This window comes from Paraburkholderia sartisoli, assembly GCF_900107685.1.
Taxonomy (GTDB): Bacteria; Pseudomonadota; Gammaproteobacteria; order Burkholderiales; family Burkholderiaceae; genus Paraburkholderia; species Paraburkholderia sartisoli.
In genome coordinates this window covers 316,605-338,801 of record NZ_FNRQ01000002.1, presented here as the reverse complement: position 1 = coordinate 338,801, position 22,197 = coordinate 316,605, and the positions used below count along the sequence as shown (strand labels likewise).

General features: G+C 64.2%; 20 protein-coding genes and 1 pseudogene. 20 read left to right on the top strand and 1 reads right to left on the bottom strand.

Annotated elements, in window-relative coordinates; all coding sequences use genetic code 11:
- The 20 genes and pseudogenes from BLV45_RS08740 to BLV45_RS08650 all read left to right on the top strand — a co-directional run bounded on the left by BLV45_RS08740 (position 1) and on the right by BLV45_RS08650 (position 20,297).
- Positions 1-2,469, top strand: a complete 2,469-nt coding sequence (locus BLV45_RS08740) for a VirB4 family type IV secretion/conjugal transfer ATPase (RefSeq protein WP_090531845.1) — start codon at positions 1-3, stop codon at positions 2,467-2,469.
- On the top strand, positions 2,466-3,647 hold the full coding sequence (locus tag BLV45_RS08735; RefSeq protein ID WP_090531844.1) for a type IV secretion system protein: 1,182 nt from the start codon (positions 2,466-2,468) through the stop codon (positions 3,645-3,647). The genes BLV45_RS08740 and BLV45_RS08735 overlap by 4 nt, the downstream gene beginning before the upstream one ends.
- A gap of 16 nt (positions 3,648-3,663) precedes the next feature.
- The gene (gene virB5 / locus BLV45_RS08730; protein ID WP_090531842.1) at positions 3,664-4,365 is read left to right on the top strand and encodes a P-type DNA transfer protein VirB5; all 702 of its coding nucleotides are present in this window, start codon (positions 3,664-3,666) and stop codon (positions 4,363-4,365) included.
- An 11-nt stretch (positions 4,366-4,376) separates the two neighbouring features.
- Entirely contained in the window at positions 4,377-4,553 is a 177-nt protein-coding gene (locus tag BLV45_RS27460) for a hypothetical protein (protein ID WP_176954107.1), read from the top strand.
- On the top strand, positions 4,550-5,263 hold the full coding sequence (locus BLV45_RS08725; protein WP_090531840.1) for a virB8 family protein: 714 nt from the start codon (positions 4,550-4,552) through the stop codon (positions 5,261-5,263). The genes BLV45_RS27460 and BLV45_RS08725 overlap by 4 nt, the downstream gene beginning before the upstream one ends.
- Positions 5,260-6,084, top strand: a complete 825-nt coding sequence (locus tag BLV45_RS08720) for a TrbG/VirB9 family P-type conjugative transfer protein (protein WP_090531838.1) — start codon at positions 5,260-5,262, stop codon at positions 6,082-6,084. The genes BLV45_RS08725 and BLV45_RS08720 overlap by 4 nt, the downstream gene beginning before the upstream one ends.
- Positions 6,077-7,327: a type IV secretion system protein VirB10 gene (gene virB10 / locus BLV45_RS08715; RefSeq protein WP_090531836.1), complete on the top strand. Its 1,251-nt coding sequence runs from the start codon at positions 6,077-6,079 to the stop codon at positions 7,325-7,327. The genes BLV45_RS08720 and virB10 overlap by 8 nt, the downstream gene beginning before the upstream one ends.
- Positions 7,328-7,329: 2 nt before the next feature.
- On the top strand, positions 7,330-8,445 hold the full coding sequence (gene virB11, locus BLV45_RS08710) for a P-type DNA transfer ATPase VirB11 (protein WP_090532826.1): 1,116 nt from the start codon (positions 7,330-7,332) through the stop codon (positions 8,443-8,445).
- Between the two features lie 26 nt (positions 8,446-8,471).
- Entirely contained in the window at positions 8,472-8,975 is a 504-nt protein-coding gene (locus tag BLV45_RS28150; RefSeq protein ID WP_322788604.1) for a hypothetical protein, read from the top strand.
- A gap of 8 nt (positions 8,976-8,983) precedes the next feature.
- Complete coding sequence (locus tag BLV45_RS08700; RefSeq protein WP_090531835.1) at positions 8,984-10,825, top strand: type IV secretory system conjugative DNA transfer family protein; 1,842 nt, start codon at positions 8,984-8,986, stop codon at positions 10,823-10,825.
- Entirely contained in the window at positions 10,825-12,765 is a 1,941-nt protein-coding gene (locus BLV45_RS08695) for a PriCT-2 domain-containing protein (protein ID WP_090531832.1), read from the top strand. Before BLV45_RS08700 ends, BLV45_RS08695 begins: the two co-directional genes overlap by 1 nt.
- 61 nt (positions 12,766-12,826) lie before the next feature.
- The gene (locus BLV45_RS08690; RefSeq protein ID WP_090531830.1) at positions 12,827-14,515 is read left to right on the top strand and encodes an LPD7 domain-containing protein; all 1,689 of its coding nucleotides are present in this window, start codon (positions 12,827-12,829) and stop codon (positions 14,513-14,515) included.
- Positions 14,512-15,054, top strand: coding sequence for a hypothetical protein (locus tag BLV45_RS08685; protein ID WP_090531828.1), 543 nt, complete (start codon positions 14,512-14,514; stop codon positions 15,052-15,054). Before BLV45_RS08690 ends, BLV45_RS08685 begins: the two co-directional genes overlap by 4 nt.
- 1 nt (position 15,055) lies before the next feature.
- Positions 15,056-16,069 carry a relaxase/mobilization nuclease domain-containing protein gene (locus BLV45_RS08680; RefSeq protein ID WP_090531826.1) on the top strand — a complete coding sequence of 338 codons (1,014 nt, stop codon included), beginning with the start codon at positions 15,056-15,058 and terminating at the stop codon, positions 16,067-16,069.
- A 17-nt stretch (positions 16,070-16,086) separates the two neighbouring features.
- Positions 16,087-16,864 (top strand): annotated as a pseudogene (locus BLV45_RS08675) (DNA adenine methylase).
- The gene (locus tag BLV45_RS08670; protein ID WP_143130400.1) at positions 16,828-17,265 is read left to right on the top strand and encodes a hypothetical protein; all 438 of its coding nucleotides are present in this window, start codon (positions 16,828-16,830) and stop codon (positions 17,263-17,265) included. Before BLV45_RS08675 ends, BLV45_RS08670 begins: the two are co-directional and overlap by 37 nt.
- Before the next feature lie 615 nt (positions 17,266-17,880).
- Positions 17,881-18,324, top strand: a complete 444-nt coding sequence (locus BLV45_RS08665) for a hypothetical protein (protein ID WP_143130399.1) — start codon at positions 17,881-17,883, stop codon at positions 18,322-18,324.
- A gap of 220 nt (positions 18,325-18,544) precedes the next feature.
- Positions 18,545-18,781 (top strand): type II toxin-antitoxin system VapB family antitoxin, encoded by a 237-nt coding sequence (gene vapB / locus BLV45_RS08660; RefSeq protein ID WP_090531820.1) that lies wholly within the window; start codon positions 18,545-18,547, stop codon positions 18,779-18,781.
- Positions 18,781-19,182, top strand: coding sequence for a type II toxin-antitoxin system VapC family toxin (locus BLV45_RS08655; RefSeq protein ID WP_090531818.1), 402 nt, complete (start codon positions 18,781-18,783; stop codon positions 19,180-19,182). Before vapB ends, BLV45_RS08655 begins: the two co-directional genes overlap by 1 nt.
- Positions 19,183-19,856: 674 nt before the next feature.
- Positions 19,857-20,297 carry an SET domain-containing protein gene (locus BLV45_RS08650; protein ID WP_090532821.1) on the top strand — a complete coding sequence of 147 codons (441 nt, stop codon included), beginning with the start codon at positions 19,857-19,859 and terminating at the stop codon, positions 20,295-20,297.
- 665 nt (positions 20,298-20,962) lie between these two features.
- Here the strand turns inward: BLV45_RS08650 and BLV45_RS08645 are convergent.
- Positions 20,963-21,556 (bottom strand): hypothetical protein, encoded by a 594-nt coding sequence (locus tag BLV45_RS08645; RefSeq protein WP_090531816.1) that lies wholly within the window; start codon positions 21,554-21,556, stop codon positions 20,963-20,965.
- Positions 21,557-22,197 lie beyond the last annotated feature (641 nt).

Genomic DNA, 22,197 nt, shown 5'->3' with positions numbered 1-22,197 from the left:
ATGCATGCCGATCCGAAGTTCGTGGCCGTGGCGAACCGGGAAGTGGTGCTCGCTGACTTCGTCCCGTATTCGACCCATGTGACCGATCAGGTCATCCGCACGCGTGAGGGGGACTACCTGTGTGTCTGGAAGATCGCCGGTATCGCGTTCGAGACGGCCGACCCGGCCGACATCCTCGTGCGCCATGAGGGATTCAACCAGCTGGTGCGGGGGCTGCCTGGCGGACACGTGGGCCTGTGGGCGCACCGGCTGCGCCGGCGCGTCACGGATCACTTCGCGACGCCATATGCTAACCGGTTCTGCCACGAACTTGCGACACGCTATTACGCGAGCTTTGCCGGTTACCGGATGATGGCCAACGAGCTGTACCTGAGCGTCGTCTACCGGCCGAACCGGACACGACTTGGGCGCCTCTTCAGTCAGGCCGCCCGGCGCACGCTGGACGACATCCGGCGCGACCAGCACGAGGCCCTCAAGGTGACGGCTGAAATCGCCGCACAGGTTGAAGCGGGCCTCAAACCGTACGGCCCGGTGGCGCTCGGGGTCTATACGAAACAGATGCAATACACCCGGCGAGCGCGCCATTTTTCCGCAGCGCTGGAATTCCTGGGCTATCTGGTCAATGCCGTGTGGGAGCCCGTGCCGGTACCGTCCGGCATGATCCGCGAGGCGTTGCCGACCTCGCGCCTGTTCTTCCGTACCGAGAAAGTCGAAATCCGCATGCCATCGGCGACGCGCTACGCCGCGTTGCTGGACCTGAAGGATTATCCTCAGGAAACCGAGCCCGGCATGCTCAACGGCATGCTGTATGGGGACTTCGAGTATATCGAGACGCAGAGTTTCACCATACTCGACCGGCCTTCCGCCAGGGAGGCGCTCGAGCGGCAGCGCAACCAGCTCATGGCGGGCGAGGACGTAGCAGTGTCGCAGGTGGCCGCGATGGACCGGGCGCTCGACGAGCTGATCAACGGCGATTTCGTGCTGGGTGAATATCACTATTCGCTCGCGGTGCTGGGCGAGACGTCGCATGACGTGGCAAAGCACGTGGCGAAGGCTCGCACGCAACTGGCCGACGCCGGCTTCCAGGCCGCGCGGGTCGACCTCGTGGCGGACGCCGCGTGGTTCGCGCAACTGCCGGGTAACTGGCGCTACCGCCCGCGCGAGGCGAAGCTGACCTCGCGCAACTTCTGCGCGCTGGCGAGCCTGCATAACTTCGCAACGGGCAAGCGCGACGGCAATCCGTGGGGTGAGGCGATCACGATCGTCCAGACGCCCAGTGGCCAGCCGCTCTATCTGAACTTCCACGCGACACCGGAAAAGAAAGACTCGCTCGACGAGAAGGCGCTCGCGAACACCCAGATCATCGGCCAGGCGGGTGCCGGCAAGACCGTGCTGGAGTTGATGCTGCTCGCGATGGCGATGAAGTTCGGCATTACCGCGGTGCTCTACGACAAGGACCGCGGCACCGAGATCGCGATCCGCGCGATGGGCGGCGTCTATACGGTGTTCCGCCGGGGGGAGCCAACGGGGCTTAATCCGTTCCAGCTCGAACCTGACGGCTTCGTGATCGACTTCTGGGAGCGGCTCGTACGCAAGCTGGTCGATAACGGCGCGCGGTTGCCGGCGAAGGACGAGATGGATATTTCGCGGGCCGTGCGTGAGGTGGCCCGCATGGCGAAGTCGCTGCGGCGCCTGTCGGTGGTGCGTCAGTTGCTGCCCAATGTCGGGGAGAACAGCCTGCATGCGCGGCTCGCGAAATGGTGTGCGGGCGGGCGGCTCGGGTGGCTGCTCGACAATCCTTCCGATCGTCTCGACTTTACCCGGGGACGTCTCTTCGGGTTCGACGACACCGAACTGCTCGATGATCCCGAGGTATCGACACCGCTGACGATGTACCTGCTGCACGTGACGGAGAGCCTCATCGACGGGCGGCGCTTCGTGTATGTGATGACAGAATTCTGGAAGCGGCTTGGTGACCCTGTCTTCACGGACTTCGCGAACAACAAGCAGAAGACGATCCGCAAGCAGAACGGACTGGGTATTTTCGATACGCAGTCACCAGCGGACGTGCTGCGCAGCGATATTGCGCGCGCGCTCATCGAGCAGACCGCGACGTTCTTCTTCCTGCCCAACCCGCGCGCCGACTATGACGATTATGTGCGCGGCTTCAAGCTGAGCGAAGCCGAGTTCAACATCGTGCGCAACCTCGGCGAAAACAGCCGGCTCTTTCTCGTTAAACAGGGCCACGGCTCGGCGATCGGGCGGCTGGATCTCGCCGGTCTTGGCGACGTGCTCGACGTGCTGTCGGGCACGACCGATAACGTCGAACTGCTCGACACCATCCGCGCCGAAGTCGGTGACGTTCCGCACGACTGGCTCCCCGTTTTTCACGAGCAGCTTGCGAAGCGTCGGGCCGCAGACGTGGAGGTGTCCTCCGGTCTGTCGCCGCGCAAGGAAGGTGTGCGATGAGCGGGCTCTTTACCGCGGTCGGCGGTACGCTGGAAAACGGCATGAGCACCTATGTGACGAATGTCTCGTCGGCGCTCGCCAGTGCGCTCGTGCCGGCGGTCACCACGGCGCTCACGATCTGGGTTCTCGCCTACGGTCTCGCAGTGGTACGGGGTGAGGCGCATGAGTCGGTGCCCGCGTTTGCGTGGCGTGGCCTGAAGCTGGCCATCATCCTCGCGCTCGCACTCGGTTCGGGGATCTACCAGGCGCAGGTGGTCACCGCCGTCAATGATGTCACGGCGGGACTCGCGCAGACGATCCAGAGCGCGGCCGCAAATACCGGAGCCGGCAACCCCGGATGTGGTTCGGTCAGCGGCAGCAGCGTGACGGGCGCGAGCGCGACAGGCATCTACCAGACGCTCGACTGCTACGACCAGCAGATCGATCTTGTGATGGACGCCTACTTCGACCAGGCGACACACGAGGGTTTCAGTGTGAGCGGCATCGTGGCCGGCGTGGGCGACTTCCTGTGCGGGCTCGTGGCCGCGCTGGGCGGTTCCATCTTCCTGATGGTGCTCGCGTTCGAGGTGGTGATGGCGAGGATGCTGCTTGATCTCGTGCTTGGGCTCGGGCCGGCGTTTATCGCCTGCGGCGCGTTCGGCCCGACCGCACGTTTTTTCGAGGCGTGGACCGCGAAAGTCGCCAACTATGCGTTGCTCCAGATACTGGTCGCCGCCTTTCTGGGCATGGCGTTGACGGCGTTTTCGAGCGACCTCAACACGTTCCGTGTGACCGCATCGGCGCCTGGCGCGAATGCGGCCAGCCTTCTTGCCAGTACGCAGAGCAGTCTCGGTGGCGTGGCTTCGCTCGCCTCGGCGCTGGGTCTGTTCGTGACCGGCGTGTTCCTCGCGATGGTGGGCTGGCAACTGCCCGCTGTTGCCTCGGGACTTGCCGGTGGAGCGACCCTTTCGGGCTTTGGCGCGTTCGTCGCCGGTCTCGCTTCGCGCCAGGTGGTCAGAGGCTTCATGTCCGCGCTGCAGTGGGGGCATGGCGCGCGGCGCGCAGGCGGTGCGATTGACAACCGTGGCGGCTCCGGTGGTGGAGCCGGCGGTAGCACCGGTGGCGCCCCGGGCGGCAATGGTGAGGTGCCGGCGTATCAACGTGCGGCCCGTGAACATCTGGGTGGCCAGGGTGACTGAGCGGAGGGCGATTGTCATGAGCAAACCATATGGACTGGTGCGTGTTGCCGCAGCGGTGGTCCTGGTTGCCTTCGTGGGGCCGGTTCATGCGCAGGGCATTCCGGTTTTCGACGCGCAGAACGTCGCGCAGGCAGTCTCGATGCTGGTCCAACTCGAACAGGAAGTGCAGCAGGAGATCCAGCTCTACCAGTCGATGAACGGGTCACGTGGATTCGGCGCGCTGCTCAGCAATCCGGTGCTGGCGAATTCCCTGCCGTCCAACTGGATGAGCGCCTATACGGCAATCCAGAACGGCGGGTATGCGGGCCTCACCGGTAGCGCGCAGGCGCTGCGCTCGGCAGGCGAGCTCTATAACTGCGAGGACCAGAGCGGGGTCGACCAGCGGGTCTGCCAGCGGGCGCTGAACAAGCCCTTCCAGGACAAGGCGTTCGGCATGCAGGCGTACCAGACTGAGCTTCAGGAACTGAACCGGATCCAGCGCCTGATGCAGCAGATCGATGTCACGCAGGATCCCAAAGGTGTCGCCGAGCTGCAGGCACGCATCCAGTCGGAGAGCACCGCGGTGGGCAGCGAGATGACGAAGCTGCAGCTTTTCAGGATGCTCTCGGATACCGAGGACCGGCTGATCGCCGGGCAGCAGGGCGAGCTCGTGATGAGCCGGGCTGGCAACACGGCGCGGTTGCAGGACCAGATGGTCCCGGCCACGTTCGGTAACTGAAGGAGCACGGCATGAAGAAACTGACCGTGACCGTGCTGGCTGTCTGCCTGGTCATGCTTGCTGAATCGTGCAGCGGAAACCCGCCTGAACCGATATTGCCTGACGGATCGCATCGCGTGCCGGTGAATCGTGTGCCTCCGGTGCCACTGGTGTCACCGGTGACATCGACGGACGGGGCCCGCTCATGAAAGCGAGCCATGACTACCGGCGCGTGCTGGACATCGAGGCCTCGCTCACGGATATGCAGGCGCGTTCCGAGCGACGGGCATGGCACGTGGCCTACGCGGCAGTGGGCGTGGCCGCACTCAGCGCAGTGGTGCTCGCGGTGATGGTGCCGTTCTACCGGGTGGTGCCGCTACCCATCGAGGTCGACCGGCTGACGGGCGAGTCCCAGGTGATCGATGTGCTCGATGCGAAGCACGTGCATACGGGCGAGATCCAGGACAAGCACTGGGTTGAAGTCTATGTGCGTGCCCGCGAGCGCTACGACTGGGGCCTGCTGCAGATGGACTACGACCGGGTGCTCGGCATGAGCGCGGACACGGTCGCGCGGGATTACCGCCAGATCTACAGCGGCCCCGATGCGCTCGACCGGCAGCTTGGTCCGGGCACGGAGTGCCGCATCCGGATCCTGTCGACCACGCTGCCTCACGATGAGCCGGGTCGTGCGGTGGTGCACATCGAACGCACCATGCGCAAAAACGGCGAGGACAACGCCGAGCCGCCACAGCGGTTCGTGGTGACGCTCGCCTACACCTACCGGCCACCGGTGTTCACGCGGGAAAGCACCGCCGTCGAAAACCCGTTTGGCTTCACGGTGAGCGCCTACAGCCGCGATCCCGAATACACACCACCCACGCCACCGGCCTCGTCATCTGCAGCGGGAGGGGCCCGATGAATCCGCGCTTCCTGATTGTGGCCATGTTCGCGTCGCTTGGGGCCCAGCCTGCACACGCCTGGGACGTGCCGGGCTGGTCACGCGATTCGCGTGTGCGCCAGGTGCTGTACCGCGCCGATGAGGTGGTGCGCATCGACGCACAGCGCGGCTTTGCCACCCATATCGCGCTTGATCCGCATGAACAGATTCTGCTTGTCGCCCCCGGAGACCGCGACGGCTGGCAGGTCGTGGCGAATCGCGGAGACCACGACGTGTGGCTCAAGCCGCGGCTTGCGGCACACGATACGAACCTCGAAATCCGCACCGACCGGCGCAGCTACAGCTTCGATCTCGTGGTGCTGCCCCTGAAGGCGAAGTTCGGCAATGACAGGCAGGTGTACCGCGTCACCTTCAGCTATGCGGACGGGATGCAGGAAAAAGCCCGTACCGATGCGGACCGGGCACTTGTGCAGCAGCGCTTCGCACAGCCGCCGGTTGTGCGCAATGCCCGCTACTCGATGCAGGTCATGCCGCGCTCGGACGACATTGCACCGGTTGCCGCGTGGGACGACGGGCGATTCACGTACCTGCGCATCCCCAACAACCGCCGCATTCCCGCGATCTTCCGGGTGGCGGAAGATGGCAGCGAGAGCGTGGTGGACCGGCATATGGAAGGCGACGTGATCGTCATCCATGAAGTTGCACAGCGCTTCGTGCTGCGTCTGGCCGACGAGGTGGTGGGCATCTGGAACGACGCATACGACATGGACGGCGTCCCACCAAAGGATGGTACGACGGTCGACGGTGTGAAGCGCGTGCTGCGGAGCGACGGCCATGAGTGACGATACCCCGCGCAACCTGATCGGACCGGACGGCCCCCCCGGTCGCGACCGGATTCCGGACAATCCCGACAATGCCGAGGGTCCGGACCGCGCGCTGCCCGGGCGCGACATGCCGGAGCTGGGGCAACACGGCGGGGGGCGTCCGCGCGCATGGTGGCTGACGCCGCTCGCGATCGTGGCGCTTGTCGTCGTCGGTGCAGTCTGGACCGTTCACGGTTTTCTGGCACGGCACGATGCAGCAGCCCGCGCGCGGCGCGACGCCGCGCTTGACCAGCCGGTGCAGGGAAGGATCTTTGGCGACGAGCCGGCGTTGGCCGCCGGCATGCCCGTATCGGTTGCGCACCCCGCGAGCGCACCGGTGGGCCAGGGCACACCCGCGTCCGCCGCGGCGCCCACGCGTTCGCCGGTGAATTCCGCGCGCGTCCCAGCCGTGCGCAGCTATTACGACGCGCCGTTACTGGCGACGGGCGGCCCCGGCAGTTCCGGGACACAGGACGGCGCGATGGCAGGCGCGCCGCAGGGCGGTGCCGGTACGCCTGCGCCGGCGTTCGCATCGGGCAGCGTGGCTACACCCAATGCTGACCGCGGACAGGCCGGCAGTCCGCTGGGCCAGGCACTGACGCCCACATTGACACCCCGGGTCACGGCGGGGCTCCTCGGCAATCGCAGCCTGATCCTCGCCCAGGGCGCGAAGATCGACTGTGTGGGTGACACCGCCTTCGATTCGACCGAAGCCGGTATCTCCACCTGCACGGTCACCCGGAACGTGTATTCGGATGACGGGCGGGTGGTGCTCATCGAGCGTGGCTCGCAGATCAACAGCGAATACCGCTCCAGGCTGTCGCCGGGACAGACCCGTGTATTTGTCCTCTCAGCCAGGATCAGGACGCCCCATGGCGTGACCGCCGAGATTGACTCACCAGCCGCCGACGCGCTGGGACGCATAGGTGTCGGTGGGTACGTGAACAACCACTGGGGTGAGCGGATTGGTGCGGCGATGCTGCTCGGCATGACCCGGGATGCAATCGGATATCTCGCGACGCGCGGCGGAAACAGCAATGGATCCGTCGTCTTCGAGAGCACGCAGCAGCAGGGCAACGACATGGCTACACGTGTACTCGACAGCACGATCAACATCCCGCCGACGCTCACGCAGAGCCAGGGTGCAGAATTCACGATTATTGTCGCCAGGGATCTGGATTTCAGCACGGTCTATGCGTTGCAGCCGGAGGCGCTCCGATGAACATGGACGCATCCACACCAGACCGGCTTGACGAAGCGCCGCTCGTGCGTCTGCCCGACGATGCGTCGGTGCGGGAACTGATGCGCCCGTTTGCGCCGCTGCTCGACGACGCGGAGGTGACCGAACTGGTGATCAACCGGCCTCAGCGCGTGCTGACCGAGACGCATCTCGGCTGGCGTGCGCACGACTATCCCGATCTCGACTTCGAGCGGCTGATGTCGTTTGCGGTGGCAATCGCCACGCTTACCAGCCAGGCGGTGTCGGCCGAGCACCCGGTGCTCTCGGCACTCCTGCCGGGCGATGCACGCATCCAGATCGTGGTGCCGCCAGTGGTACCGCCGCGCACCGTGTCGGTCACGATCCGCCGGCCCTCGTCAAAAGAGAAGACGCTCGACAGCTATCGGGCCGAGGGCCTGTTTGACGACACGTCGTGGCTTCGTCCGGCGGGGCTCGATGACGACGCCCTCAGATCGTTGCGACCACCGGAGCGGCATCTCGTACGCTGGCTCGACGAGCGCGACTTCGCGGGCTTCTTCCAGCTGGCGGTCATCGGTCGCATGAACATCGTGATCGTCGGCAGCACGGGATCGGGCAAGACCAGCTTCATGAAGGCGCTGTGCCAGCACATTCCCGCGGGCGAGCGCATCGTGACCATCGAGGATGTCCGGGAGCTGTTCATCCGCCACATCGAGAACTGTGTGCATCTCGTCTACAGCAAGGGTGGCCACGGCCAGGCGCGCGTGACGTCCGCGGACCTGATCGCCAGCACGATGCGCATGCGTCCTGACCGCGTGCTGCTCGCCGAGCTACGCGGAGCGGAGGCATACGACTTCCTCAAGCTGCTGACGACGGGGCATTCCGGTTCGATCACGAGCTATCACGCGTCCAGTGCCGCGGTTGCCATCGAGCGGTTTGCGTTGATGGCCAGGGAACATCCCGAAGCGGCCGCGTATGACGACGCGGCACTCAAGCGCCTGCTGTTTCTTACGATCGATGTGGTGGCGCACATGGAGGCACAGCCGGTGTTCAACGAGACCGGCACGCAGACCGGAAAGCGCTGGGCGATGAACGAAATCTGGTTCGATCCGGTGCGCAGATGCCGGGCCGCGCTCGGGTAACCCGGGGACCGGAAGGAGGCATCCCGATGAACGCGTCAGTTTCGAAGCCCGCTGTACAGTCAGCCGTGCAGTCCGTCGCGCAGGGTGGGGCTGCGTCTGCCAAAACGGCGATGATACCGGCTGCAACGATACCGGCTGCAACGATGGCGGCCGGACAGCCAGCGGGAAGGTACGAACTCTCGCAGCACGCCCGCCGCGGCGCGATCACGCTGATGGCACTGGCTGCATTTGTCGCCGGTCTTGCGGCTGCCATGTGGCTCGCCTCGTTTTTCCTGTACGCGAGCCTGCGCGTGAATCCGTTCCATGCGGGGATGTGGGGCTGGTTTGATGCAGCCCGGGCCTGGTACGCGGGTGGCCTGCCGAAAGAAGGCCGCCGGATCGCCGGTTCCGCCCTGTTTGGACTGCTGCTGGCTTATGGCGCGCCGGGTGCTGCCGCGTACGTTCTGTGGGGGCCCTCCGGCCGACGGCATCTGTACGGGAGCGCCCGCTTTGCGAGCGAGGCGGAAATTCGCGCAGCGGGGTTGCTGTGAGCACACCCATGACACGCAACGCGGGTCCGGCGCTCGTCATCGGTGTGTGGCGAGGACGCTATCTGCGCTTTGCCGGTCGGCAGTTCGTGCTGCTCGCGGCGCCGGCGCGCTCGGGCAAGGGCGTGGGCATCGTGATCCCGAACCTGCTCAGTTACCCCGACTCGGTGGTCGTACTCGACATCAAGCAGGAGAACTACAACATCACCGCCGGGTTCAGGCGTGCATGCGGTCAGGAAGTGTACCTGTTCAACCCGTTTGCCGAAGACGGTCGCACGCACCGGTACAACCCGCTGTCAGCGATCTCGGACGGCGTATTTCGCGTTGGAGATATCCTCGCCATCGGCTACGCACTGTATCCGGCGGGCGGTCACGACGACTTCTGGAAGGACCAGGCGCGCAATTTCTTTCTCGGGATTGTGCTGCTCCTGTGCGAGTGGCGGGACGCGCGCCGCGCAGGCAACGTGGATGTGCCGGATTATCCGGTCACGATGGGTGAGGTCCTGCGGCAGTCATCGGGCAACGGCATGCCGGTGAAGGCATACCTTCAGAGGGCGCTGCTGCAGCAGCGCAGCCTCCTGAGCGGCCCCTGTGTCGATGCGCTGAACCGCTTTCTCGCGAACGACGACAAGGTACTGGCGAGTATTCTCGCGACCTTCAACGCGCCGCTCACGATCTGGGCCAATCCGGTCGTCGATGCGGCGACGAGTGTCAACGACTTCGATCTGCGCGACGTGAGAAAGCGCCGCATGTCCGTCTATATCGGCATCACGCCGGATCACCTGACCGAGGCGGCGCTGCTGGTCAATCTCGTGTTCTCGCAACTGGTCAATTTCAACACGAAGGAGTTACCCGAAGCCAATTCCGCGCTGAAGTTCCAGTGTCTGCTGCTGATGGACGAGTTCACCGCGATCGGGAAGATCCAGATCATCGCGCGCGCCGTCGCGTACATGGCCGGATACAACCTGCGCATGCTGTCGATCGTGCAGTCAGTCTCGCAGCTCGAGTCGGTGTATGGGCGCGCCGATGCGCGCACGTTCGTGACAAATCACGCGATGCAGATCCTCTACGCGCCACGCGAGCAGAAGGATGCGAACGAGTATTCGGAGATGCTCGGCACCTTCACGGACAAGTCCCGCAGCGTGACCCGTTCCCACGCCGTCTTCGGTGGTCGCGGCGGCTCGAGCGAGAGCATCTCGGAGCAGCGCCGGGCGCTGCTTCTGCCGCAGGAACTCAAGGAGCTCGGGCGAGAGAAGGAAATCATCCTGCTGGAGAACACCAGGCCCATCCTCGCCGAGAAGATCTGCTACTGGCGCGATCCTGCCTTTACCGCGCGTCTTGCCGCACCCCCGAAGGTTGCGGCGATGGATCTTGCGCGCTTTGCCGCGCAGACCGAACGGCGCCTGCGCGATCTTGATCCGTCAGAGGTCGATGCTGCCGGAGCCGGGCTCATCAATGTGCCGGTTGACGATCTGGAGGTGCTGCAGGCCTGGGATCCACGCGAGCTGCCCGCGCATCTGGCCGGGCTCAGCGAGGAGGACGTGAGCGCCTATGTCGAGCGGCATTTCATGTTGCTGGGCGTGCCGCGCGATCGCATTGTCGCTGCGAGCCACACGCTTTCACTGTCCGAACTGGATGTGGCGGAATTACGTCCAGCTCCGGCTATCCGGGGACGGCCCACGGGTGGCAACGCGGGTGGAGCAAAGGAAGGAGCAAAGGAAGGGGCAAAGGAAGGGGCAAAGGAAGGGGCAAAGGAAGAGGCCGGCCCGGCTTCGCGACCGGATCACACGGTGGGGCGCAGACGTAGGTCGGAGCGTGAGTTGAACGTTGTGCCGATCAGGGGAGAGCGTTGATGAACGCACCCTGTGTCGATGAAACCAGCCGCGTGCGGGCCGCACTCGCGGTGATTCCGGCCGACGACTACGCCACCTGGGTGGACATGGCGTTCGCCGTCAGGCAGGGACTGGGCGATGCCGGATTTGAAATCTGGGATGAATGGAGTCGCAGCGCGCACAACTACAACGAACGTGCGGCGCGCACGACGTGGCGCTCGGCGCGCGCGTCGGGCGGCAAGACCCTGGCCTCGCTCTTCTGGCTCGCGCAGCAGCACGGTTTTGATCTGAAGGCGTCGCGTGTTCCGGGTGCGATCGCTGCGGCCTCACAGGGGCGGGACCGTGAGGCGCTGGCGCGCCGCACCCGGGAGGCGGCACGTGAGGAGACCCGTGTGCGTGCGCGTCACGCAGCCGTCGCGCAGACGGCCGTGTCGATCTGGGAATGGGCGCGGCCGGTCGCGCCCGAGCATCCGTACCTTGTGTGCAAGCAGATCGAACCCGTTACGACGTTGCGCGAACTTGAGGCGCTCGAACTGAAGGCGCTGCTTGGCTATACACCGGTGAGCGAGGAAGAGCCACTCGCGGGTCGCGTGCTGATTGTGCCGGCGTGGGTCCGCGACACGATGACGACGCTTGAGCTGATCGACGGGGCAGGACGCAAATCGTCGCTCGCCGGTGGTGCGAAAAAAGGCGGCTACTGGGTCACGGGACCGTTGCCGGCCGATGCGGGCAGCACGCCGATCCTGATCGCGGAGGGTGTGGCGACGGCGCTCTCAGCGCATCGGGCGACTGGCTGGATTGCAGTGGCGGCGCTGTCCGCCGGCAATCTGCCTCAGGTCGCAGCGAACCTGCGCGAGCGGTATGCGCATGCCCCGCTCCTCGTCCTTGGAGAACCTGGCAAGGGAGAAAGCTTTGCACGCCAGGCAGGGCAGGAGGGACAGGCGCATCTCGTATTGCCGTCGTTCGCGCCGGATGCGCGCATCGACGGCATGCCGCCGACCGATTTCAACGACATGGCGGTGTTATCCGGTCTGGATGCCGTCGGTGAGCTTTTACGGGATGTGGCCGGCAGGATCAATACGGACCGCCCTGCGGTGGCGGGTGCGGTACCCGGTGCCGACGCAGGCAGGGCAGTCGATGACACAGCGGTCGAATGGATGGAGGACGCAGACATGGCACGCAAGAAAGAGGAACTCACGGACGCCATGACGGATGACGTCGCAGGCACGAAGGAGCGCAGGGCGAGGCGCCGGCAGCAGAAACAGGATGCACCGGTGCGGGAGCCGTCGCCAGAAACCGGGACGTCCGGCGTGCAGCAGCACGATGCCGGTCGCGCAGGTGCAGATACGGACAGTGGGCCTCCGTGCGATCAGAGTGTAGAGAGCGCGCAGGACGCACAGGCAGCGGGCCACCCGGGTGAGGAGGGACCCCGCGCCGCACCGCGCCGCGAGATTGGGGCGCAACTGTACGGACCTGAAGATGTGCCGGGCGAAATCCGCGCGCTCGCACAGCACCGGTTCGGCGCGCGGATCCGGATGGCGACGCCGCGTGAAAACGGCGGTCCCTATCGCGGCGAGGTGCTGAACACCGAACACTACGTGATCCAGGAGGTGGCAACGCGAAGCGTGGTGTTCCACCGCAAGGACCACATGGAATTCGTCTCGGACCGGCTGAAGTGGATGGACCAGAACCAGCGGATGAATGGCGCCGAGGTGCAGATCGGCTACGACGGCGACCGGCCGAAGGTCTATCCGTGGGACCGTGCGCGCGACCAGCTTGAACGCGTGGTGGCGTCACTGAAGAAATCGGCGCGCGAAGCCGGTTTCGGCGCGGACCTTGACCCGACGCTCGATCAGTTGCAGTCGGTGTCGTGGGCGCGCTTTCGTGAGGCGCGTGCCGCAGCGCTCGCGCAGGCACGTGAAAGGGCGGCACGCGAGCCTGCTGGAAATCCCGACCGGTAGGGCGCGGCTTCAATCGCGCAGGGCGTCGGGCAAGCGGGAACGGATCATTCGAGGGCAGATCATGAGCGAAACGACTTTGACTGAAGGCTCGGCGCAGGACCCTGTGATCAACGTGATCGGGCGGGCACCATCGCTGGAAGAGGGCGGTTCGGGCGGTTCGGGTGGGACTGGTGACGGTCTGGACCGGGCTGCGAGAGCGGCAATGGAGGCGCGCCGTCGTCGCGAATTCGATGCGGTGCGTGCGCGCCTGCGTGAGCAGGCGATGCGTGACGATCCTGGTCGGTTGCCGCCCGGCGATTCGCGGGCGGGAATGGGGGCACGCGCGTCGGCTACCGATGCCTTGAGCCGGGCGGCGGACGAGGCGCGGGCGTGGGCACCGCCTGGCGAGGTACCGGAGCGCGTGCGCAAGCGCTATCTGCGCGCGGGCAACCAGTATTTCCTGAAGGACGCGCCGTATCAGATGGCATTCGAGGATCTCGGATCCTACCTCGTGACCCGGCACAACCGGCCCGATGTGGTCGAGTCGATGGTGGACATGGCGAAGGCGAAATCGTGGGAGCGGATTCGTGTGTCCGGGCACGAGGCGTTCCGGCGCGAAGTCTGGCTGCAGGCGACGCTGCTCGGTCTGCAGGTGAGTGGTTACGAGCCGATCGCGGCCGATCTCGCGCGGCTTGGCGAGGGACGGCGCGCGCTCATGAGCAACCGCGTCGCCTATGCCGGCGAGATTCCCCCGCGTACGGATGGCACGCACCCGCCAGTTCCCGCGGCTGATCCGCCGTCCGCTGCGCAGGCGATGGATGCCGCACCGGCTTCGGACTCTGCCGCGTTGCACACGCAGACCGACGCCGCAGCGCAGACGGTACCTGGCGATGCGCGCGAAGCTACGCTCGCCCCGGCCGCCCGTCGCCCAACCGGACGCGACACGGGGCACAACACGGGGCACGACACAGAGCGCAACACAAGCGACCAGGACAAAGCAAATGTCCATCGCTATACGGGCGAACTGCTCGAGTATGGCGATGCACCCTACCAGCACAATCCGGCACGCAGTGGTTCGTACTACGTCGTCTATCGGGACGACGCAGGGGCGAACCACGCCGTATGGGGCGTGGACCTGGCGCGGGCCGTCGCCGAATCGGATGCGCGCGTCGGTGAACGCGTCACGCTGCAGAATCTTGGCAAACGCTGGGTGACCGCCGACGTCCCCGTGATTGACGCCACCGGAGAGATTACGGGGTACGAGGAAAAGGAGGTGTACCGCAATACCTGGCAGATCGATGTCGAGGGGCGCAAGCGCGCGGCGTTACCTTCCTCGCGCGGTGCAACAGGGCGTGAGTCGGAGCGTCGGTCGGGGCGTGAACCGGAGCATGGGTCGGAGCGCGAATCGCCGGCCGATGCGGGAGGCAGTCGCCCTGCGGTCGCCCGCACGCCGCGTCGCGGCCGTTCCGGGGATTCATCCGATAGTCGGCGGGCCATGCAGATGGCGGTTATCGTCGCGGCCATGCGTGCCCAGGGGTTCAGCGACCGGTCAATCGCTCGGGTGGAACAGCACGCGCAGAAGCTATACGACACGTTTCGCGCCGAGGGCGTGCGTGTACCCACGCCGAGAGTGTTTGACCCGAAGGCGCCGTCCACGCGCTCACGTACAGGGCAGCCGGCGCCCGGGCGTACCGCCGCACGTGAGGTCGGGTATGAGGTCGAGCGCGCGCCGTCCGGACCTGAGCAGCCGTTGCTCCAGGAGCGCCCGTGAAGGCCCGTTCACGCCTGTGTATTGAGCTCGGCAAGATGAAGCCGGGTTGGGACGACTGGTGTGCCGTGCACGACGTGACACCAGCCGAAGGTGTGCGGCAACTGATCCTTGACGCAATCACGGCAGATGAGCCGGAGCATCGGGCCGAAGGGACCGGCGTCATGCGCTGGACGCCCGCTGGTGAACACCGCGAACGCATCGAGATCCGACTGACCGTATCCGAGCTGCGCGCGGTGGGGCAACGGGCAGCGGCATCCGGATTCACCACGAATCGCTGGGTTGTTGCGCTGATCCGCGCGCAGTTGACGCGAGTCCCCCAGTTTGGCGAGCAGGAGATGGCGCTGCTCGCCGCCTCGAGCCACGTGCTCGCGACGATCAGCCGCTCACTGGGATCGGTGATTCGCGAGTTGGAGCGCGATGGGATGGCTGTCGTTGCGGATGACGGTCACCTGCTCACGGGGCTGAAGGCGCAGATCGATGTTCATCTGCGCGCGGTGTCGGAGCTGGTTCGCGCGAACATTGATCGCTGGAGTCGTTAGCATGCCTTTCCCGAAAACTTACATCGATGCGATGCTCCTGAACTGGGGCGACCGGCTGTTTCACGATGCGTTGCGGCACGTCGCGGCGCCGCGGCTCTCGCGTGTGCAGATCGGGAACCATGCGGCGCGCGTGCGTGAGCAGCTGGCGCGCACGCTGAAACGCACGCCCGAGGTGATGGTGAAAATCACCAACAAGGCGGCCAGCGCGCAGGGCATGGGCGCGGTGCGCCGGCATCTGCGCTACATCTCCCGCAACGGCAAGGTCGAACTCGAGGACCAGGACGGGCAGACTATTGCGGGCGCCGCCGCGCTGCGCGATCTGGCCGACGCCTGGCAGTTCGGCGGCTGGGGTGTACCGGAGAGCAGTGTGCGTCGCGAGGTGTTCAATATCCTGCTGTCGATGCCGCCAGGTACCGACCGGCGGGCGGTGCGCGACGCGGCGCGGGATTTTGCGGCGCTCGAATTCGGCGACGGTCGCGCCTGGGTTTTTGCCGCGCATGACGACGAGGCGCATCCGCATGTGCATCTGAGCGTGCAGGTGAGGGGGCCGGACGGGCGACGGCTCGATCCGCGAAAGCGTGACCTGCAGCGCTGGCGGGAGCGATTTGCGCAGCAGCTCCAGGCCCACGGCGTCGAGGCGAATGCAACGTCACGGCGCACGCGCGGGGCGACGCACCGTTATCCGAAACAGGCCGTCATGCACCTGCTGGACCGCCGAGAGGTGCCCCGGTACTGGCGTGCGGTGGCGACGGATGCGCAGCGCCGCGCGGGCTGGGCGGCACACTATGGCGTGTTCGCCGCGTGGCGGGAGATGGCGCAGGCGATGGCTGCGTCACGGGAGGTCGATGACCGGCGCCTGGCAATGGAGATCGTCGATTTCGTACGGAAGATGCCAGTGCAGCAGGATGGGCCATTCGTAGCGCCCATGGAGCCGTCACGACGCGAGAGGCCAGACCGGAGCGTGCCGGATCGTGGCGGTCAGCCAGACCCTGGCAGTCCGGAAGTGGACCGCTGACAGGCGGGGTGATGATCATGGCGATACCGGTTGCTCCATGGACTGGTGGCAAGCGACCTCTCGCCGACATCGTGGTTCCGCGATTTGCTGCGCATAGCTGCTACGGTGAGGTCTTCGCAGGTGCCGCAGCGCTTTTCTTCATGCGGCTGCCCGCGGAGGTTGAAGTCCTGAATGACGTGAACGACGGGTTCATTGAGCTCTGTCGCGTGGTACAGCGCCACCTGGAGGAGTTCATCCGGCAATTCAGGTGGGCATTGAGCAGCCGGCAGGTTTTCAGGTGGCTGGGTGATATGCCATCGCACACGCTGGCCGATATCCAGCGCGCCGCACGATTCTGTTATCTGCAGCAGAACTGCTTTGGCGGCCGGGTCAAGGGACGCACGTTCGGTACCACAACTGGCAGGCGTGCATCAGCCGATGCGACCGTCTGCATACCTTCTTTTTCCTCGCCCGTCCTACTGGAAGACGGAGGGCTGCGGCGTGCCATTTTGTCTTGAGCAGTACGAACAGATAGTCGAGATCGTCCGGCCCCTGCAGGGACGGGCGATCATCACGCTCAACGAGCATCCCGACATACGCGCGCTTTTCGCCGAATTCGAAACTGGACACGTCGATATCCAGGATACGGCGGGTGGACCCAGTAATATGGTTTCTCGTGGAGAACTGGCCATTTGGCGTGGTTCAAGGCGGCGTTACACATTGAGCAGGGGCGATGCGTCAGGCGATAATGGTGCCCCATTTTTCACTGCGCGATTGCCATGCCCCCAATCGATCGATTCGCCTCTGGCAAACTGATGGGGGGCTCCTGTAAAACCCTCGCGCTCCAGGCGCTCGCCGGTACCGAACCCGTCAGTGTCGTCGCCGAGCGCAGCGGCGCGAGTCGCCCAACCGTCTACCGGCAGATGAATCGCGCCAACGGCGCACTCGATGCGCTCTTCACGCCGGCCGCCTCCGCAGACGACGAGGTCCCGTTCACGCTGCCGGTCACCCGCCCGTGGCTCGAACAGGTCGCGCTCGGGCTCATGCTGATCGGGCACACCTTGTTTCGCGGTGTCATCGAATTCATCCACGACCTGCTGGGCGTGCCTCTCTCACTGGGCACCGTACACAATATTCATCAGCGCGCCGCGCGACAGCGCCATAGCCCTGAACGCCGAGATCGATCTCTCATCCGTGCGGGTCGCTCTGCACGATGAGCTATTCCAGGGTTCGCAGCCCGTTCTCGCCGGCATCGATGTCGCTTCGACCTACTGCACCTGCTCGCCCCCGAAGCGCATCGCGATGGCGACACCTGGGCCACCCACCCGCTCGATCTGCAGGCGCAGGGACTGAATCCCGACTACACGATTGCCGACGCCGGCACCGGTCTGCGCGCGGGCCAGAAAACCAGAAAACCGCGTGGCCCGACACGCCGTGCCACGGTGACGTGTTTCACCTCATCCAGCAAGGCAGGACACTGGCGAACATCTGGCGTCGCATCGCGAGCGGCACCCGCACGGCATGCGGGGCCACCGAAGCACGTCTGGCCAATCCCCTCCGACGCTGCGAGGATAGCCTCCTCACGACGGCGCTTGAAGCGCTTCGGCACGATGAGGGGCGGGCGCGTGAGCTGACCACTGATCTGCGCACCCTCGTTCAGTGGCTCGAGCACGACATCCTGTCGCTCGCCGGTCCTGATCTCATGACACGCGAAGCACTGTTCGACTTCGTCGTTGCCGAAATGCTTCAGCGTGAAGCACAGGATCCAGCACGCCGCTATATTCCGGCGAGCCCTGCAGAACCAGCGAGACGATCTGCTCGCGTTCGCCGGTGTGCTGGACGAGAACCTCGATGCGATCGCGCACACGTACGACGTCGCGCCCGAACTCGTGCGTGCGACCTGCTTGCTGCATCGCAAACCCGACACGTCAGGCGCATTCGGGCAAGGCTGGAACCAACTGTTTGCCCGCATGGGTGGCAAGTTTCACGCTGTCTATGCCGCCGTGTCCGACGCCATGAAGCGCACGCCACGCAGCAGCTCGATGGTCGAAAACCTCAACTCGATAATCCGCGTGTGCCTGACCAAGCGCCGACATCTGAACGGCGGGCGCACCTGGCTCGGCCTGCTGCAATTCGTCTTCAATCACCGGCCCTTCGTGCGCAGCCGGTGTGCTGAACGAATCGGCAGGAACCCAAAGGAACTGATGAGCGACCAGCCTCATGAACACTGGCTGACGCTGCCCGGATTCGGCCCGCTCCAACCTCTCCAGACCTGACGTGACGCGGCATTCGCCGCGTCACGTCACGCTCCCCGGAAACCCGCTTCCGCCGTCAAAACGCGGACGGATTCCGCGCGTCCGCATAACGCCAAAACCCCCGGTTTTGAACCGCACCCAGCGGCGCGTCGCCAATCGGGATGGATGTACACACGCGTATTTACATTCGTCAAAAAATGGCTTAAAGTACATCCATCGTACACACGAAGCCGGAACCGCAATGCATACTACCCGCGTTTTCAAGAATGGCAACTCGCAGGCCGTTCGTATCCCCGCCGATCTTGCCTACGAGCGCAGCGACGTTGAGCTGGAGATCGAGCGCGTGGGTGATGAGATTCGTATTCGCCCAGCGCGGCGTCCGCTGGTTGGCGTATTAAAGAAGTTCGCCAAATTCGGGCCGGATTTCATGGCCGAAGGACGCGGCGAACAGGAACAAGCCGAGCGTGAGGGATTGTGATGCCGCGCTTCATGCTTGATACAAACATGTGCATCTACCTGATGAAAAACCAGCCGGAACAAGTCGCAAAGCGATTTGCTGAATGCTACGTCGGTGACGTTGTAATGTCCGCTGTGACATACGCCGAACTTGAATACGGCGTAACAGTTTCCGAGAACCGTGCGCGTGAGCGCCGCAACCTCGCCGCGCTCATTGAGGATATTCCGGTCGTTGTCTTCGATGCCGCTGCGGCAATGGCCTACGGGCCTGTCCGCGAAGCGACACGCGAGCGAAAGAAGGATGCGCTTGACAAGCTGATCGCCGCGCATGCGATTGCGTTGGACGTTGTTCTGGTGACAAACAATGAGCGCGATTTTGCAAGCTACCCGGGCATCAAGATCGACAATTGGGTCAACCGGTAGGAAAGCAATTCATGAATCGTCCTGGCAATCGAAACTCGCGCCCCTCCGGGCTGGCGAAGCAATCCCGCCATAAGAAGGCGCTTTTTCTGCCTAACGGCGCGTGGCAGCCGCCGGTCGCAGATGCGCCGGCGGACAACAGATGCACGAAGTTCGTCCTCAGAAGAGGACTCGCTGCTGGATCGACGGTTCCCGAACCGACCCTGGACGGGACCTGGTAGCATGCGTTGCCGGGGTGCCGTGATTTACCGCGCCCCTGCTTCTGGCTGAACACCTGTATAAACAGACGGATGGAAAAGAAACGATTGCGGAATCGCCGGGAAGCGTGTGCGCGCGATGATCGAATCGCTTGACACCACGGGCCAGACTTTTGTCAGCACCGTGAAGTGGAACAGCCTGTGCGAGTTCGGCGCCCGGCTTTTCTGATTCTGCCGCCTTCGCGCGGCGGCCTGAAACCGAAGTGGCGTCGTTGCGACGGGAAATGTCTTGTCGAAGTCGCTCACCAAAGCAGGCAGCAGTGATCGTCCGGGTGGTCACGGGTGATCTCGACGCCCGACCTCTCCAACTTCAATCTCGCGAGCCGGGCCGCCAGACTGGCTACGACTCGCACGTACGAAGCGGTGGATGTGGAAATTTGCCGCTTCTATACTGATGCGAATATCCGTCAAGAGAACAGCATGCGGCGTGTGATCGTCCGGCGGTCTCCAGTTCATGGCAAGGGCGTGTTTGCGATGCGACCACTCGCGGCGGGCGAGCGCGTGCTTGAATACAAGGGTGAAATCACTGCGTGGCGCGATGCCGTTCGCCGACACCGGCGTGAAGGCGTCGAGGGACACACGTTCCTTTTTGGTTTGTCGGACGGGCGGGTCATCGACGGCAGCCGCGGTGGCAACAGCGCACGATGGCTTAATCACGCATGCGCGCCCAACTGCGAGACGATCGAAGACGCTGGCCGCATCTTCATCCACACGCTCCGGCCTGTCGAGGCCGGTGAAGAGCTGTTTATTGAATATTTGCTGGCCACAGACGATCCTCTGGATGAAGACGTTCGGGCGCAGTACGCGTGTCGGTGCGCTGCGGCGGACTGCCGTCACTCGATGCTCGCCGCCGCAGCGTGAACAGGGTGGCAGAGGCGCCGGTGGGCAGCATCGCTATCCCGAAAATCGCCGGGAGCGCCGAAGCGCGAGAATGATGAATAAGTCTGCCCGGCATGAATGCGGTTTTCCATCCCGATGTGCTGACGCCACCGTTGCCAAAGGAAGCGGTATCCGGCGGTGCGCCTGGCGCAAACACGAAGAAACCGATGTCGCCGGAGTCTGATGACTGGTGGTGACGTCGATGCCAGCACGTATCTCGGCTCGAGCGGCGGGAAAACTGCTGCATGGCCGAGTCGATTCACGTCCCCGCGACGTCGGCGCCAAACCGCTGTCGAATCTTTGTCGCTGTTCTCGTGAGCGCCGCCCGGCCGCGCGAGTGGCGCGTCCCACTGAACTGGCCAGGGGCACCGGGTGATTTTCGGAAATTCTTCGCGCTTTGTCTGCGTCGGGCGGAGTTCGGCCGATTCTGTTTGCAAGGACTTCCCCAGCAGCGGTCGTTCGACGAATGCATGCAGCTACCGGTTCGGCCCGGCTGTTGTCGCGTTTGCTGATGTGGCCTAAACGAGCAAATCGACTTAGATCGCGGCGCACGTATTAGGGTACAAGCGAGCACGCAGATAGTTCGTAAGATTCTGTCAGCGCCTGGCGATCGAGGTACAACGCGTAATCTGATTTCACGACTCTTTTTACACTGGGCGCATACCAGTAGGTGTTGCCGTGAATGGCGCGTGGCGCAAGCGGTCGAGGTTCTTTGAATTCACGCCGTGACTGACGATTTTGTAGGCATCGAATGAGCCAGCCGCCACCTGTACGTGCTCGAACGCGACTACCTCCACGTGCGCGCTGATGTCTAGCGTCCCCGAGGTGGATCGCTTGACATGATGAGAATCCCGACTTTTCCCGACCATCATTGGAAAACTCAGGGATCCGAGGCTTGGCTCATAGGTTGTGCCAGCAACTCGCGTCAGATTTCCTTGGTTGTCGAAATCTACTTCGTGTGGAGGTCCGTCGTTTCTCGAAGACGAAAACGTCGTCTGTTTCTCTGTCAATACAACTACCGTCTGGACAACGGAGGTCCCCTGCTTAGAGTCGGTTCTGCCGTATATGAAAGTCCACTTGTCCCCGACCTTGTAGACCGGAGCAGAACTGCTAGGGGTGTTCGACGTACTTGTCGGTTCTTGCGCTGCGACGGACGCCGTCAAAAAGCCGAGTAGCATTGCGGCGCGGCAAGACTGCCTCGAAAACATTGACAGGTATGCCATCACGATGATGGTTTTCATGGGCGCATCTCCTGGCCGGGACAACACACGAACGTCAAGTAGGGTGTCGCCTCATAGAGGATAACCAAGGCACCAGACAATGTTCCCTCGAACATCGGTGCAGTCTGGTGTGCTACCGCACAGACTCAAAGTGTTCGCGATGTTGACCTGTCGGAAAGGACGAAATACGCACGCAGGGCATTCCGAAGCTTGAAAGCTGCACGATCCAAATTCGACAGTCGCCAACAGCGGGGGCTCTCGCGCCTGTTTCGCCTAACCCCGAGAGAACGTGACCTCGTATGTGCAGAGCTTCCCGTCCATAGGGTCGATGGTCTCCGGCCCCCGGCCCCCGGCGTGGTATAGATATCTGTGAGCCGGGTTCGTGCCGCTCGAGAAGCGCGGGGTGCCCCGTTTATCCAGGTAACAGGCTGTAGCCGCTCCAAGTCCACCGGAGCCAATCACGATCACATCCGCGGATTCGGCCATCGCTGCTTCCCCTGTTGGTCACACAGTCGACCTGTCGGTCGGGGGGCGTTTCAACCATGATATGCCTCAGGAGCGGGACTCGGGGCGACCGCGAATTCACGTATGAAGGGTAGACAATCGAAAGCTGCCATTCATCGCGTGTAGCATTCAACGGCGGAGACGGGTTGCGGCCGGAC

What these genes read in the sequence shown, in the direction of transcription:
- virB5 (WP_090531842.1), top strand. Translation starts at nt 3,664, where the DNA reads ATGAGCAAACCATATGGACTGGTGCGTGTTGCCGCAGCGGTGGTCCTG.
- BLV45_RS08680 (WP_090531826.1), top strand. Translation starts at nt 15,056, where the DNA reads ATGCCTTTCCCGAAAACTTACATCGATGCGATGCTCCTGAACTGGGGC.
- BLV45_RS08655 (WP_090531818.1), top strand. Translation starts at nt 18,781, where the DNA reads ATGCCGCGCTTCATGCTTGATACAAACATGTGCATCTACCTGATGAAA.
- BLV45_RS28150 (WP_322788604.1), top strand. Translation starts at nt 8,472, where the DNA reads ATGAACGCGTCAGTTTCGAAGCCCGCTGTACAGTCAGCCGTGCAGTCC.
- BLV45_RS08725 (WP_090531840.1), top strand. Translation starts at nt 4,550, where the DNA reads ATGAAAGCGAGCCATGACTACCGGCGCGTGCTGGACATCGAGGCCTCG.
- BLV45_RS08735 (WP_090531844.1), top strand. Translation starts at nt 2,466, where the DNA reads ATGAGCGGGCTCTTTACCGCGGTCGGCGGTACGCTGGAAAACGGCATG.
- virB10 (WP_090531836.1), top strand. Translation starts at nt 6,077, where the DNA reads ATGAGTGACGATACCCCGCGCAACCTGATCGGACCGGACGGCCCCCCC.
- BLV45_RS08720 (WP_090531838.1), top strand. Translation starts at nt 5,260, where the DNA reads ATGAATCCGCGCTTCCTGATTGTGGCCATGTTCGCGTCGCTTGGGGCC.
- virB11 (WP_090532826.1), top strand. Translation starts at nt 7,330, where the DNA reads ATGGACGCATCCACACCAGACCGGCTTGACGAAGCGCCGCTCGTGCGT.
- BLV45_RS08650 (WP_090532821.1), top strand. Translation starts at nt 19,857, where the DNA reads ATGCGGCGTGTGATCGTCCGGCGGTCTCCAGTTCATGGCAAGGGCGTG.
- BLV45_RS08740 (WP_090531845.1), top strand. Translation starts at nt 1, where the DNA reads ATGCATGCCGATCCGAAGTTCGTGGCCGTGGCGAACCGGGAAGTGGTG.
- BLV45_RS08700 (WP_090531835.1), top strand. Translation starts at nt 8,984, where the DNA reads ATGACACGCAACGCGGGTCCGGCGCTCGTCATCGGTGTGTGGCGAGGA.
- BLV45_RS08695 (WP_090531832.1), top strand. Translation starts at nt 10,825, where the DNA reads ATGAACGCACCCTGTGTCGATGAAACCAGCCGCGTGCGGGCCGCACTC.
- BLV45_RS08670 (WP_143130400.1), top strand. Translation starts at nt 16,828, where the DNA reads ATGCCCCCAATCGATCGATTCGCCTCTGGCAAACTGATGGGGGGCTCC.
- BLV45_RS08645 (WP_090531816.1), bottom strand. Translation starts at nt 21,556, where the DNA reads ATGAAAACCATCATCGTGATGGCATACCTGTCAATGTTTTCGAGGCAG.
- BLV45_RS27460 (WP_176954107.1), top strand. Translation starts at nt 4,377, where the DNA reads ATGAAGAAACTGACCGTGACCGTGCTGGCTGTCTGCCTGGTCATGCTT.
- BLV45_RS08690 (WP_090531830.1), top strand. Translation starts at nt 12,827, where the DNA reads ATGAGCGAAACGACTTTGACTGAAGGCTCGGCGCAGGACCCTGTGATC.
- vapB (WP_090531820.1), top strand. Translation starts at nt 18,545, where the DNA reads ATGCATACTACCCGCGTTTTCAAGAATGGCAACTCGCAGGCCGTTCGT.